General features: G+C 43.0%; 14 protein-coding genes. 7 read left to right on the top strand and 7 right to left on the bottom strand.

Features of this window, described 5'->3' with window-relative positions; genetic code table 11:
• Positions 1-2: 2 nt before the first annotated feature.
• Entirely contained in the window at positions 3-1,514 is a 1,512-nt protein-coding gene (locus sps_RS24810) for an ATP-binding protein (RefSeq protein ID WP_077754945.1), read from the top strand.
• A gap of 832 nt (positions 1,515-2,346) precedes the next feature.
• Positions 2,347-3,723 carry an ATP-dependent RNA helicase DbpA gene (dbpA, locus tag sps_RS24800; protein ID WP_077755854.1) on the top strand — a complete coding sequence of 459 codons (1,377 nt, stop codon included), beginning with the start codon at positions 2,347-2,349 and terminating at the stop codon, positions 3,721-3,723.
• A 234-nt stretch (positions 3,724-3,957) separates the two neighbouring features.
• Here the strand turns inward: dbpA and sps_RS28625 are convergent, their stop codons facing one another.
• From sps_RS28625 to sps_RS24790, 3 genes are all read right to left on the bottom strand, one after another.
• Positions 3,958-4,107 (bottom strand): hypothetical protein, encoded by a 150-nt coding sequence (locus sps_RS28625; protein WP_169915934.1) that lies wholly within the window; start codon positions 4,105-4,107, stop codon positions 3,958-3,960.
• Between the two features lie 66 nt (positions 4,108-4,173).
• On the bottom strand, positions 4,174-4,623 hold the full coding sequence (locus tag sps_RS24795; RefSeq protein WP_077754944.1) for a hypothetical protein: 450 nt from the start codon (positions 4,621-4,623) through the stop codon (positions 4,174-4,176).
• 301 nt (positions 4,624-4,924) lie between these two features.
• The gene (locus sps_RS24790; protein WP_077754943.1) at positions 4,925-5,371 is read right to left on the bottom strand and encodes a GFA family protein; all 447 of its coding nucleotides are present in this window, start codon (positions 5,369-5,371) and stop codon (positions 4,925-4,927) included.
• A gap of 241 nt (positions 5,372-5,612) precedes the next feature.
• Between sps_RS24790 and sps_RS24785 the strand changes: the two genes are divergently transcribed.
• From sps_RS24785 to sps_RS24775, 3 genes are all read left to right on the top strand, one after another.
• Entirely contained in the window at positions 5,613-6,227 is a 615-nt protein-coding gene (locus sps_RS24785) for an RNA polymerase sigma factor (protein WP_077755853.1), read from the top strand.
• Positions 6,224-7,303, top strand: a complete 1,080-nt coding sequence (locus tag sps_RS24780; RefSeq protein ID WP_077754942.1) for a FecR family protein — start codon at positions 6,224-6,226, stop codon at positions 7,301-7,303. The genes sps_RS24785 and sps_RS24780 overlap by 4 nt, the downstream gene beginning before the upstream one ends.
• Positions 7,304-7,365: 62 nt before the next feature.
• Positions 7,366-10,263: a TonB-dependent receptor plug domain-containing protein gene (locus sps_RS24775; protein WP_077754941.1), complete on the top strand. Its 2,898-nt coding sequence runs from the start codon at positions 7,366-7,368 to the stop codon at positions 10,261-10,263.
• Positions 10,264-10,375: 112 nt separating this feature from the next.
• Here the strand turns inward: sps_RS24775 and sps_RS24770 are convergent, their stop codons facing one another.
• The 3 genes from sps_RS24770 to sps_RS28715 form a co-directional block, all read right to left on the bottom strand.
• On the bottom strand, positions 10,376-11,839 hold the full coding sequence (locus sps_RS24770) for a DEAD/DEAH box helicase (RefSeq protein ID WP_077754940.1): 1,464 nt from the start codon (positions 11,837-11,839) through the stop codon (positions 10,376-10,378).
• Between the two features lie 156 nt (positions 11,840-11,995).
• On the bottom strand, positions 11,996-12,544 hold the full coding sequence (locus tag sps_RS28720; RefSeq protein WP_218919616.1) for a hypothetical protein: 549 nt from the start codon (positions 12,542-12,544) through the stop codon (positions 11,996-11,998).
• Positions 12,545-12,720: 176 nt separating this feature from the next.
• Entirely contained in the window at positions 12,721-13,230 is a 510-nt protein-coding gene (locus sps_RS28715) for a metallophosphoesterase family protein (protein ID WP_218919615.1), read from the bottom strand.
• A gap of 398 nt (positions 13,231-13,628) precedes the next feature.
• Between sps_RS28715 and sps_RS24760 the strand changes: the two genes are divergently transcribed.
• Positions 13,629-13,838: a DUF3565 domain-containing protein gene (locus sps_RS24760; protein ID WP_077754939.1), complete on the top strand. Its 210-nt coding sequence runs from the start codon at positions 13,629-13,631 to the stop codon at positions 13,836-13,838.
• 77 nt (positions 13,839-13,915) lie between these two features.
• A complete protein-coding gene (locus sps_RS24755) occupies positions 13,916-14,266 on the top strand; it encodes a DUF3622 domain-containing protein (RefSeq protein WP_077754938.1) in 351 nt (116 codons plus the stop codon).
• Between the two features lie 67 nt (positions 14,267-14,333).
• On the opposite strand, the gene sps_RS24750 is transcribed toward sps_RS24755, so the two are convergent.
• Entirely contained in the window at positions 14,334-14,522 is a 189-nt protein-coding gene (locus tag sps_RS24750; protein ID WP_149027357.1) for a hypothetical protein, read from the bottom strand.
• Positions 14,523-14,531: the final 9 nt, after the last annotated feature.

Raw genomic sequence — 14,531 nt, 5'->3', positions numbered from 1 at the left:
AGATGTCAGTGTCTGATTCAATTCAATTAGTCATCAAAAAACGCTTAATACTGACCTCTATAGTGCTCTTTAGTATTCTTATTATTCTAGGCATCTATACCACCTATTCACTTTATAAGTTGAATATCGAAGTGGAACGGACATTCGAGAGTTCAAAGATCCGAACTGAGGCTATCTATACTGCAAACGATTCGGTTAATCATATGGAGAAGGCTTTAATCAAGTTAATTGCAGTCAGCGATAAGGCCAGCATCCGCGAGGCGGCGATCGCATCTATTCTGGCTACCTCTATTCTCGATGAGAAAATTCAGAACTTACAATCCCAGCTTCCAAACAACAATACGGTAAGTCTGCTTGCCCTCAGTTTGAATGAGATTAAGCCCCATAGAATGAAGATTATTGGCTATGCCAAAAGAAATCAAGACCAAATGGCGTTCGAGATAATTGAAGAGATAACCCCAAAGACATTAGACATTGCCCGCAATCTCAATAAGCTTATCAAAGAAGATCAAGCCGATATTAATCAGCTGCTGATCAATTTCAAACAATCGGAAATTAATACCTTAGTGGTGGTGATCATCATAATAACCATGACCATTGGCTTACTTGTGGTAGTCAATACACGACTGCAGAGCGCCAAGCTGGAACTAGATAAGTTAAATCATGAGTTAGAGGGCAAGGTTAAAGCTAGAACTGACGCCTTAAAACATTCTTTTGATGAAATTCAAACCACCTTGATGACCTTACAGCTCACTCAGAGCAAGCTAGTCGAGTCTGAAAAAATGGCTTCCTTAGGTTGTCTAGCCGCAGGAATTTCACATGAGCTCAATACTCCTATCGGGATCTGCTTAACGTCAGGCTCTTACTTGTCAGATTCGGCTCGTTTATTGAAAGAGAAATATGCCCGTGAAGATTTGGCTCGGGATGACTTCGACGAATTTATCAACACTATAGAGCAAAGTCTTTGCTTAATTTTATCCAACTTATCTCGTTCATCTAATCTGGTCAAAGCCTTTAAAAAACTGTCTATTCAGCAGTCATCTGAGACACCAAGGCAGGTAAATTTCTGCAATTATATCAACGAAATTATCTTTACCCTCAAGCCTAAGTTGAAGGGTAGTCAATACATCATAAATCTTGATTGCTCTGAAGCGGTTGAAGTTGAACTCGTTGTGAGTGTGTTGGAGGAGATTATGACCAACTTGATCATGAATTCACTGCAGCATGGTTTTGAAAACTTAGATAGAGGAGAGGTGTTTATTCATGTCTCAGAGCAAGATGACAAGATACGTTTAACTTACTCCGACTCAGGTAGGGGGGTGGCGGAAGAAGACTTTGAGAAAATATTTGAACCATTCTTTACTACCCAAAGAGGATTGGGGCGCAATGGATTAGGTCTTACCATAGTGTATAACTTGATTGTTCACTCGCTACAAGGGAGTATTTCCTGTCGACACGACACTCAGGGACACACTCTGTTTGAAATCGAACTCCCTAAGAAGCAGGGGGGTTAGCTAAAAATTTCTACATCTAAAGTTTTAGTCGCTGTAAGCTTAATGAGTAAAACTATGAGCCTCATTGTTATCAATGAATAGGACCTTATTGTCATTGGAGGAAACATGAGTGCATATGTCCACAGAACACCTTGTACCAGTCTAGAGTACTGGGCTTCACCAGTATTGAAGCGGCTTGGTTAGCGGGTTCTTTTTCTGCACTCCTAATGGCCTCTTCTCTCATCTGCACTCGTTTATTAGCTCTTTGCTCGATTTTGGTTAACTGGCTATCTGTTGCAAGCTTATTACTCGGTTCCACGCACATTTTCCAGCCATGAGGCTTGGTTCGAAGCATAGACTAATGCTCACGACATCTGGTATGTGTTTGCGGCTATTGCCACTGTCTCTGCGATTTTATTGATCATCTATGGAGTCGTGATTGAGCGGCTAGACGCCAAGAGAGAAGAGAGCAGGCTAGTAACAGGCAGTGACTTAGCTCTATAAGAGTCCAAACTGTGGAAGTTTAGGCGAAGCTTATGCTGAGGATGTGAGCAATAAAGCATTACGCCGATAGTTTTGCGGGGGGAATAGTTTTTATAATATTTTCTTAAATAGGCTAAGATTTTCGGACACCTATTAGCGCAAGTCAGTATAAATATTGCTATACTCCGCCCATTATTATTGAGCCTGATTATCATCGATTTCACGGGATGGTGTTTAGCTTAGTAAATTCGATTTATATCAGCGGAATATCAGTTGATTAGCATTGATATTCGCTTTCATGGCGAGCTTGTCGTCGTGATAAAAATAGGAATAGACCTTGAGCCAAGTTACCCCCAAAGCAGATACAAATATGTCATTTTCGACATTAACCTTGAAACCTGAGTTAGTTAGTAACCTAAAAACCATGGGTTATGACTCGATGACATCCATTCAGGCACAAAGCTTACCGGCTATCTTAAATGGTGAAGATGTAATTGGCCAAGGTAAAACAGGTTCAGGTAAAACCGCAGCATTTGGCTTAGGTCTATTAAACAAGTTAGACGTGAAACGTTTTCGTATTCAGTCGCTAGTCTTATGTCCGACTCGAGAACTGGCCGATCAGGTAGCGAAAGAGATCCGTACTCTGGCTCGTGGTATTCACAACATCAAGGTGCTGACCCTATGTGGTGGTGTGCCGATGGGGCCGCAGATCGGCTCGCTTGAGCATGGAGCCCATATCATAGTGGGTACGCCGGGTCGTATTATTGATCACCTGTCACGTGAGCTGCTAAATCTGGAAAACGTCAACACCTTAGTCCTTGATGAAGCCGATCGTATGTTGGAAATGGGCTTCTTACCTGATCTAGACTACATTATGGCTGAGATGCCACGTGAACGTCAGACCTTATTGTTTAGCGCCACATTCCCTAAGCAGATTCAAAAGGTCGCAGAAGAGATTATGTTTGAACCCGTGATGGTCAAGGTAGCATCAACTCACGACAGCAGCAGTATCGATCAGCACTTTTATCAGATCGACAGCAATAAAGATCGCCAAAAAGCGCTGCGATTATTACTGTTGCAGCATCGTCCCGAGAGCGCCGTGGTCTTCTGTAATACCAAGCGTGAAACCAAAGATGTTGCCGCCACATTAGCCAATGATGGCTTTAGCGTAGTGGCACTTCATGGTGATCTGGAGCAGAGAGATAGAGATATCACCCTGATGCAGTTCGCCAACAAGAGTGCCTCTATCATGGTGGCAACGGATGTCGCCGCTCGCGGTTTGGATATCGAAGCCTTAGATATGGTGATTAATTACGAATTTGCCTTCGATACCGAAGTGCATATTCACCGCATTGGCCGAACCGGGCGCGCTGGTAGCAAGGGGACAGCCTTTACTTTTTATACCTATGATGATGATTACAAGATCAAGTTATTAGAAGAGTATCTTGAACGTGATATCGTTAGCGAAGGTTTACCACCTGAGAACCTGTTAGACACCTTCCCGACTCAGCCTAAGATGGTTACTCTGCAGATCGAAGGCGGTAAGAAGAATAAGGTTCGCCCTGGGGATATTCTCGGAGCACTAACAGGTGAAGATGGGATTCAAGGCTCTGAAGTCGGCAAGATTAAGATCACCGAATTCCGCTCATATGTAGCCGTTGACCGCAAAGTCGCCAAGCGTGCTCTGCATAAGATAGTCAATGGCAAGCTTAAAGGCCGCATGTATCGTGCATGGGAAATGCGCTAGTCTGTCGACTAAGGCCCTAGGTTAGAGACTCTAGTTCCTAGGCTGCCAGCTTGTATAACATATCGAGAGGAAGGGAGTGGACTTAAGTTCACTCCCTTTTTTGTTGTTTGATAGTTTGTATCTCTGGCCGAAGAGATTTTCCAAACTCCGTTTGGATTAACGTCGTGGAATTCCATTTCATACAAGAGCAAGGTGGATAGCTCTCTTTAATCGAAGGTAAACCCTTCTAGTAAGTTATAAAGTGTAGATGCGGCTGTGAGCTTCGGCAGCATGGATGCTGTCGTAGAGCATACAGGGAGCGTACTTGCTGCGTCTCACAGAAGTATCTGCACATAAGCCCGCTGCCAGACAGGTGATAGGTTGCCATGAAGGTGCAGCCTTCATCTTCCACCTTACCAATACAAATTAAAGTAGTAGATCACCCCTAAACAAGTTGACCGACTAACCCATTTAGTCGAACACTTTATTACATGCAGAATATGTATTAAAAGCATCATCCCAGCGGCGAACATCGTTGGCGCGTCTCCAACGGGAGTGCCAGAACTCCATCAAGCAGGTACCACTGTCGAGCTCTATCAAAAGCGTATCTTGCTCTTTGACTTGCTCATAAGCTGGGTAATTTTTACTGCGTCCCCAGGTGATACCGCCACGGCTGTCAGCCCAATTTTGCCAGAAACTATCCAGACTCATCCATTGCTGGCTCGACGCTTCCCATGCCTTAGATTGCCCGCTCACTGCCATGACTTGACCGTTATGCTCACCTGTTATCTCAGTCATTTCGGTTATCTCGTCGGCTTTGGCTTGGGTTGTGATAGCGATGGACGCCGCTATGAATACCAAGAAAAAAACCGTAATGGCTTTAAAGGTAAGGATAAACTTGAGATTGAGTGTTTCAGTCATGTCACTATTCCTGTTTTTGTTTTTGTTTTTGTTTTTGTTTTTGTTTCTGTTGCTATTGTTAGATTTAGTCGTATATGTGCTGCTATTACTGGTGCTGCAATAAGACCTGATAAGTGAGAGTTTTATTCGATGAACTGAAAATAATTATAGAGCAGAACAATCGCGCTTTGAGTGTATGACTTAAGTAGGAAGTAAGATCCATGCCTACTTATAAGCGGATGTTAGTATATTGAAGAGGAAGAAAGGCGCTATTTCACTGCACTTAGTTGATACAAATAAAGTAAAAAGAAGAGTTAACCCCCTAACGACGAGAGCCTGGATACTTGGGAGTATCATCCTTTATACATAGCCAACTAATCTGGCTGGAAGTGTGTATATGATACTTAACTGGCACTAAGTGTGATTCATCCAATGATGCAATGCTTAACGTGTAGTATTTCGGATGCTTTGTATCGCGAAAGCTGATACTGGTACCACAGTTAGAACAAAATCCGCGCCTTGTGGTGTCTGAGGAAGCATATTCGCTTGGTTTGCCGCAAAGCCAACTGATCTGCTCGATAAGAAAATCCATCCAGCTGCCTACTACGGCTCCCGTGCTTTTTTGGCAGATGCGACAGTGGCAATGGTCTGCATCGAAGGGCATTGCCGATACACTATATCTGAGTGCGCCACACAAGCAGCCGCCTTCTAAATTGATGGCAGAAGCTTCTTTTACAGCTTGTTCTTGGGTCTTTTTCTTATTAGTCATTTTCCGAACTGTTCATGTCACTAAGTTGCCTCATTCATTGCCAGCATATCATACGCCTGCGCTTTGCTATCGACTGTGAGCAATACTCTGCTGGTCAATGGCGTGTCGCTCTTAGCCTAGTCACTAACCAGTCATAGTGCTTCAAATAAAACCTGTAAACGAATTTAAAGGGGAATCGATGCAAGGTGTGTTAGGTTAAGGTTAAGTTAATGGGTTTGTTGTGTTTCAGGGTGTTTGTTTGGTGGCTGCTAAAAATAAATCAAATGTGTCAGATATTTTTATTAATTACTCGAATAAGCTAAAGCGGGTCATTAGTAAAATCGTCCAACCTGACGATATCGATGACATAGTGCAAGATACTTTTGTTCGTAGTTATGAGGCTGAATTAAAGCAAGAGATTAAGTATGTCCGTAGCTATATGCTTAAAACAGCGAAGCATTTGGCATTAAATCATATCGCTAAATCCTCCCATAAATACAATGACTCTATTGAAACATTTGTTGAGCCTCCAATTGAACTTATCTCTAGCTCATTTGAGTCTGAATTTGAAAGTAAAGAACGCTTCTTACTATTTTGTCGGGCGACAGACCAGCTCTCAGGTCCTGTACGAAAATGTTTTATATTGAAAAAAGTGTATGGCTTAAGTCAGAGTGAAATTGCAAAATATCTAAGTATCAGTGAGAGCACAGTAGAAAAGCATGTGGCAAAAGGTTTGCTTAAGAGCGTACAGTATATGGAAAAAATGAGTGCTAACATGACTCAAAGTGACTCTTCAGTGAGTGTCACAGCCTCAATGGATAGATCAGCTAGTATCGCCAATAATCAGTCTAATATAAAAGAGTTTATTAGCCGATGAGTACAGTCAAAAAGTTTTACACCAAAGAAGATATTCAAGATCAAGCATCCAGGTGGGTAAGCCGTATCGATAGAGGTTTGTCTGAGGCTGAAATAGAGGCATTGTCGAAGTGGATAAGTGAGAGTAATGCGCATCGTGAGGCCTTGTTTTATATGGCTTCATATTGGGATGATTTAAGTGTCTTAAATGAATTAAGTATGCTATTCCCGCTTAAAAAGTCAGTGAGTAATGGTAAGGCTAAATGGCAATATTTGGCTGTTGCAGCAAGTTTTTTATTGCTGTTTCTTTTTGGTGGGCGTTGGGTTTTAAATACTCAATTCATTCAATGGGAATCTGGGGATAAACAGGAGTATGTCCAAAAGTTCGTTACCTCAATTGGTAAGCAAACCACCTTTTCTTTGCCCGACGGGTCAACAGTTCAATTAAATACGAATAGTGCTATCAAGGTTAATTATTCATCCAGCTATCGCCAACTTACATTAATACGGGGGGAGGCCAAATTTGATGTTGCGAAAGACAGATCAAGGCCCTTTACCGTTACCGTAGGTGAACAATCATTTACCGCCTTAGGCACTATCTTTAATGTGCAAAAAAACAATGATCTCGACATGGAGTTAGTGGTCAGCCACGGTAGGGTTTTGGTCACTATCGCAGGTCAGAGTATTGAGAAGATTACTGAGTCGATAAAGGATACTTCCAAGCAAGCGTTAGCTGGTTTGTTAGTGTCAACAGGCGAGAAGGTTGTGATTATTGAAAATACATGTAAAGAAGTTGAAAAGCTTCCGCTCGAACAATTGCAACGCGACTTAGCCTGGCAGCAAGGTATGTTAATTTTTGAAGGCGAACCTTTGTCTACAGCATTAACTGAGGTGAGTCGTTACTCATCCATTAAGTTTGATATTGTTGATCCGGCATTATCGGAATTAAAGGTGGCGGGTTATTTTAAGGCCGGGGATATAGATGGTTTGCTGGCCTCGTTACAGAGTAATTTTAGTATTGTCTACAGTAAAGGTGCTGACAACATCATTCATTTAACCTCTGCTAATGCAAAAACACCAATATTGGAAAATAAATAATTAATAAGAACAATAGAGGATTTCTCTTTCTGAACTGTTTATTCATATTGCGCGGATGGCAAATGCGAGTTTGTCCGAAGCAAATCACAGTATTGCAAACATGCTGCCTTTTATTACTGGCAATGGTGTTGTCATTTTCACCGTTTGTATTTGCCGATGGTTTGATTCGCTTTGATATTAGTAAACAACGCGCTGATAAAGCCATTATTGAATTTGCCAAGAAGTCTAATCAAACGATAGTTTTTTCGTTCGATTTAACGAGAAAACATCAAGCAAATGATTTGAAAGGTTATTACTCAGCTACTTCCGGTTTAAAAAAATTACTAGATGGTACCGGATTAATCGCTGTAGCTAATCTCACTGGTCTGTTGAGCATTCGAGCCGATGAACAGGATGGGATAAATACAACAATGAGAAAAACAACAATTGCAGCTTTAATTCCTCTGGCAATGGGGACAAGTCAAGTTACGCAAGCTGAAGAGGTAGCTCAAGTAGAGGAAGAAATGGAATTAATCTCTGTGATTGGTAGCCGAGTTCCTGGTAGAAGTTCAAATGAGTTACCTGTGCCGGTAGATATCTTAACCGCAGAAGATTTGGCCAATACCGGTCAAACGGAAGTGGGCCGTATGTTACAGGCCATTGCACCTTCATTTAATTTTTCAAGTTCAGCGATCAGTGATGGAACCGATGCATTAAGACCTGCCACTTTGAGGGGCTTAGGGCCAGATCAAACCTTAGTATTGATCAATGGTAAACGACGCCATCAAGCGAGTCTCATTCACATCAATACGTCGGTTGGTCGAGGTACAGCTGGGACTGATATGAATGCGATTCCAGCATCTGCTATTAAGCGTATTGAGGTGTTGCGTGATGGCGCAGCGGCTCAATATGGCTCGGATGCTATCGCTGGTGTGATCAATATTGTGTTAAAGGATGCAGAAGACGGCGGTAAAGTCGGCGTCTCTTATGGTGAGTATTCTGAAGGTGATGGCGAAACCACCAACATCGATATCTCAAAAGGTTTTGCCTTGGGTGACAATGGCTTTTTGAACACGACATTTAATTATCGCGATCGTGGCTATACCAATAGAGCGGGTTTGCATGGTTCTTGTCAGTTTTCCGGGTGTACAGATGCTGGAAACGGTGCGCAGTTAGCAGGCGATTCACGGGAGTTAACCGCGAGTAGAAATACGTTCCGTATCGGTGATGCGAACTCTGAGCAAATAGGTGTGGTAGTTAATACCGGCTTTGAACTAGACGAAGGGGAATTGTATGGTTTTATCACCTACTCAAATCGAGATAATGAATCCGCGGCATTCTTTCGTCACAACAATAACAATGGTGGTAACGCCCCTTTACAAGATGGTGATGCAACCATTCCGGCAGGCTTCTTACCCAAAATTAACTCCGAGATAAATGATGTATCTTATAATTTTGGTTACAACACTGAATTTAATAACGATGCGACATTAGATCTGTCATATACCTATGGTCGTAATAAAATCGACTATACAACAAGTGACACGATTAACTCATCATATGCTAATTCATTGATCTACACCTCTTCGATGAGTGCGGATGAGATACGTACCTCGGTGCCACGTCAAGGTTTTGCTTATGGCTTAGAGCTTTCGTTACAAACAATAAACCTGGATTACACTCAGCAATTTGAGCTGTTTGGACTGGCGATGGGAGCGGAAATAAGAACGGATGAATATCGTGTTAACCCCGGAGATGAATACTCTTATCGAGACTATGATACCGAATCAGGGGAAAGCCTTTATGACACTGATCGTAGTGCCGGCACTCAAGGTTTTGGTGGAATAGGTCCTATTTCTGCTGTGGATGAGTCACGTGATGTGATCTCCTTTTATGCTGAGATGGAAGCCGATATTACCGACGACTTACTGATTAGTGGTGCAGCGCGCTATGACCGTTATGATGGTTTCGGCGACAGCACTAATTTTAAGTTAGCGGCAAATTGGTCCATTACAGAAGAGATTTCATTGCGAAGTGCTGTGAGTACCGGGTTCCGTGCTCCTTCAATGCAGCAGCTGTATTTCAATAATATAAGTACTCAGTTTATTACCAATCCTGAAGATCCTTCAGGCGATCAGATAGCTGTGCAGATTGGTACTTTTAGAAATGATAGTAAGCTGGCTAAATCGATTGGTATTCCTGAGCTGAAAGAGGAAGAATCCACTAACTTTAGTATTGGTACCGTTATCGACTTTGGTTATGGGCTTAACATGACCATAGATTATTACTCGATTGATATCGATGATCGTATTGTGATCAGTAATAAGTTGGGTTATGGCTTAGCCGATGAGCTAGATGATGCCCTTACTGCTGCAGGAGCCGGTGCCGGACAGTTTTTCTTAAACGGTGCAGACACTGAGACAACTGGTGTGGATATCATTGCTACATGGAATACGGAAGTGTTAAGTGGTGATTTAAAGTTAACCTTTGCAGCTAATTTTACTGAAACAGAAGTGACAGATATTTTCACGCCCCCTAACAGTGCGTTAGATGGGATCCCACCAGAAGATATCTTTTCTGAGCAGGACATCTCTATTATCGAAGATTGGCAACCTGAGGACCGTATGAGTCTAAGCAGCTTATACACACAGGGTGATTGGAGCGTGAATTTAGCGTTTAACCGTTACGGTGAATACACAGTGACTGATGGAGATAGTCAAACCTATGGTGCGGAAATTCTGACAGATCTGAGAGTTAATTATCATTTGACTGAAAATTTGTCATTTAATCTTGGTGGTAATAATATTTTCGATGTTTACCCTGATAAAAATGAAATTGGCAACTCGAGAGCGGGTGTCATTGTCGACAATGATGGTAATGAGATAGTGAACAGCCCAGGTGTGTTTACTTATTCACGTCGCTCAGCCCCTTTTGGGTTTAATGGGGCTTATTTCTATGCTGGAGCTGAATATAGTTTCTAATAAACTCTTCACCTAGTTTATCCCAATAAAAAACCTAGCAAAAGCTAGGTTTTTTTTGGTTAAATGATATTCTCGCTGCTGACTTTATAGTCGTCACTTTTATCGATTTGAATTACTTGTTGCCCCAAATATTGCCATTACTTGAAGGCTTTGAGGCGCCAGCACTTGCACTGTTTTGTGACTGAGACCCTGATCTACGACGGCTATGACCCGAGTTATTGTCATTTGGTTTATGACCGCGAGCGGCTTCGCCACTGCGTTGACCATCTTTATGCTCGACCTTGCCTTCGCTGTTGCGGGATTGACGAGAACCTGAGCTTGAACGAGCATCATTACTACGTGAATTCGAGTTGCCGTTACGACCATTACCACGGCCATTAGCATTACGCGGGCCACGGTTTTGACCATGCTTTCTGTCATTGAGATCGGTTTCGGCTACAACTTGAGTTGGCACAAAGCCTTCCACTTCCTTACGGGGAATAGTTTGCTTTATTAAGCGTTCTATATCCCTGAGAAGCTTGCTTTCATCACCACTCACTAGGGAGACTGCTTGACCACTGGCGCCAGCGCGACCAGTACGGCCGATACGATGGACATAATCCTCTGGTACATTCGGCAAGTCGAAGTTAACTACATTAGGCAGTTGGTCGATATCGATACCACGAGCTGCAATATCGGTTGCGACTAATACACGAACAGCACCACTCTTGAAGTTAGCAAGGGCTTTTGTTCGTGCGCCTTGGCTCTTGTTGCCATGGATTGCGGCTGCGGTAAGTTCTTTAGCTTCGAGGTTCTTGGCTATGCGGTTTGCGCCATGCTTAGTGCGGCTAAAGACTAAGACCTGTTTCCAGTCATTTTGCTTGATCAAGTGGATTAGCGCAGCGGTTTTCTGCTTCTGATCGACCTGATAGATATATTGCTCAACGCTTTTTGCCGTGGCGTTACGTGGCGTAACAGATATCTCGACAGGATTGTTCACTAAGCCTTTAGCCAGTTTACGAATATCGTCGGAGAAGGTCGCCGAGAACATTAGGTTCTGGCGTTTAGCCGGCAATACTCTAAGGATTTTTTTGATGTCATGAATGAAGCCCATATCTAACATTCGATCGGCTTCATCGAGAATGAGAACTTCAAGTTGATTGAAGTTCACTGCACCTTGGTTGTATAGGTCAAGTAAACGACCAGGCGTGGCGACTAAGATGTCGACGCCTTTACCTAGCTTAGATATTTGCGGGCCTATGCCTACACCACCGAAGACTACTGCGGATTTAAGTGGTAGATGCTTACCATAGGTATCGACACTCTCGGCTACTTGAGCTGCAAGCTCTCGAGTTGGTGTTAATACCAGAGCGCGTACCTTCTTAGCTTGAGCACGATTTCCTCTGCTTAACAGCTCTAATAGAGGTAGTGTGAAGCCTGCGGTTTTACCTGTACCAGTCTGGGCTGCTGCCATTACATCTTTGCCTTCGAGCACTGCGGGGATCGCTTGAGCTTGAATGGGCGAAGGTGTCTCATAGCCTTTATTGGCTACGGCTTTTAAAATCGGAGCGGATAAACCCAGGGAGGTAAAACTCATAGATTGGTCTCTTGACGCGGCTAAAAACAGCGGCTTTCATGGAGCCAGATGGTCTGGCGGGCGTGCAGCTTACAGGATCTGTGCTGAAAGCGCTAATTTATAACCGATATCAGTTCACAGCATAGTCGATTAAATGAAATACGCGTTTATTGGCGCTTATATTTCGGTAAACATAAACTGCTGAGACAGCCTGAGCATATCATTCATGCTCTCAGCGCGACTCAAGCCTGAGGTATAGCCCATGGTTCTTTCTGTGGTATATACGCGGTTAAAGGTGTTGTTGATACCACCAATAAGCCTGACTTTAGAGCTGTCATCAGCAACACAGTGATTGGTCTTGTACTCGACGATATGGTTGAGTACAGGGCGCTGGCCTTCGGGAATAGAGCTTGGATAGATGAGCGATTCACAGCGATTAGTGGTGCGAGAGAAACTATCCATCAATTGCCACTCTGGGTGTGGCAGCTCTTTAGCGCCTTCTTCTTCGTTGTTTTTGATAGTGTGTGGAGCAAAATAGGCGTGGTGGTCCACCTGTTGATCCTTGAAGGTTAAGATCCCGGCATTGGCATCGAAAAACTCGGGGCCTTGATTCATGGTTGCCATCTTATGTTGGATCACATCCTGGATAAGTTCACGTTCGCCATAGCGATACTCATAGCCTTTATAGGAAGCATTTCCACCAACAATCTGAGTGTATGATGGCATACGATAATTTCCACCGCTTGGTGTGGAGGAATATACATCACTCATGCCGCCTAGATCATTCGAGCCTAAGACCCGGCATGAATTTGGGATCTCTGGTACATATGTTCGTGTCCTTGTACTCAGATGACATCATACTGGGCAAATAGCTCACGGATCTCTTTGTGAATATCGAATAATCAATTATCGCCTTTGGTGCCTTGTACTATCTGCTCGCGGGTCTGGCCATATTTAGCACCGACTAGGCCATCGTGGCTGGCTATCACCACATGATCAAACTTACCTTCATTGTCGGTAATGACTTCCTTGATCCAACCGAATGCGATAGGCAGGTTGTAATACGCCAGGCCTATTACTAACGTATTCTCGCGTATGATGTAGTAGTTGAGCCACTCGGCTGTAGGCATATGAACTGCGTCTTGTGGAATGTAATGACGCATGTTTTCAATCCACTCAACAGTATGGGCATGGCTGGTCTCGTGGTTACCCATAACTGGCAGGAACTCCATGCCATCGGCCTGATATCTCTCTGCGATTGAGCGCCATTGAGCCCATTCTTTGGTTGAGCTATTATCGGTAAGGTCGCCTACTGGGATCACTAAATTTACCCCTTCGGCTAGATGCTTAGCAAGCACGGCCTCCATGGGATGCATGGCGATGGTGAGAGCGATTAGGGTACGTTTAAACATGGTAAGCCTTTATATTATTATTGATGAATAGCATTTAATACTTTGAAATTGAGGTGAATAAATTGAATTAGAGGCTGAGCTTCAGGTCAGAAATTGAGTAAGTGATACACTTTTTGGGTTAAATCAAATGATAAATCTTGGTGCTCTAGTCATTATTGAACTAGGAAAAATAAAAACTTTTACTTCAAGGTGTTTTAATTTCAATTTGAAACTGCGTGTTTCAGGGGTCAGTGGATAAATGGAGAATTTCGCTTCTTATTGCTCGCTCTTCGTTGGCTAATTGCTCTGTCGATAAAGATAGCTCGTTAAATGATGTTGTTTAAAGTCTGTACGTGTTAATCTCGCGCCCTAAACGCTCATCTCTGCTAAAGCACTTGAGCTATTAGTCTTTAGGTTTTATGAAACAGTCGATAGTTGGTTATCTAAAAGATGATGAGAATCATTGGGTTGCTATACTTCAATGTGAACATTATCAGCATGTGAGGCATATGCCGCCTTGGATTATCCGCCCTTGGGTGATAACTACAGAAGGCAGAACGTCTATGCTTGGTTATAAACTGAATTGCAAAAAGTGTGATCTAGGTTTGCCTAAAGATGTGAATGAGTGAAACCGTTGGAAAAATTTTGACTTAACGCCATACCTCTATGATTGGCGATAAGATTATATCTGTAGGAAATAAGTAATATGACACAAACTAAGAAGTTCGATTTTCGCATCAAACAAGATAAAGAGGTTTGGGCTGCTGAGATCACTCGCCGTATGACAGCAAGAAAGACAGTCGTTTCTAAGAGAAAGACTGGCTTTGCAACTGAAGCTGAAGCAACGGCCTGGGGTGAGAAAGAGCTTAAATCATACCTTGAAAACTTGATGGAGCGTAACGAACGCAAAGCTAAGCAACGTGAAGAGCGGACTGAAGCTGCTGCGACGAAAGAGCAGGCTGCAGATGCGTGGCGTGAAGCTCGTGATGTTGCCGATGGAGAATCTGGTTCCGATTCTTTTGACGAAGACAGCGATGACTATGCGTCTGATAAGTAATGCGTCTGATAAATAGTTTGTAGCGTGTCGCTTAGGTGTTTATACCTTCGATCGACATGAGACATACTCAGATGTGAGAAGGTCGGTTGAGCAAATGCTTACCGGCCTTTTTTGTGGCATCAAGAAAGTTTTCGATGATGCCAACTTTACGTAAAAGTTCCTCTTTTTTTTGATCTAGCTCAATTTTTGTGAATCCCTTAACATTTACAGCCCTGTTAGTTTCTTCCGCAACCAATGCCTGCGATACTGCGTGCACTCTCACTTC

This window comes from Shewanella psychrophila, assembly GCF_002005305.1.
GTDB lineage: Bacteria > Pseudomonadota > Gammaproteobacteria > Enterobacterales > Shewanellaceae > Shewanella > Shewanella psychrophila.
This window is presented reverse-complemented; position numbering and strand designations above follow the sequence as displayed.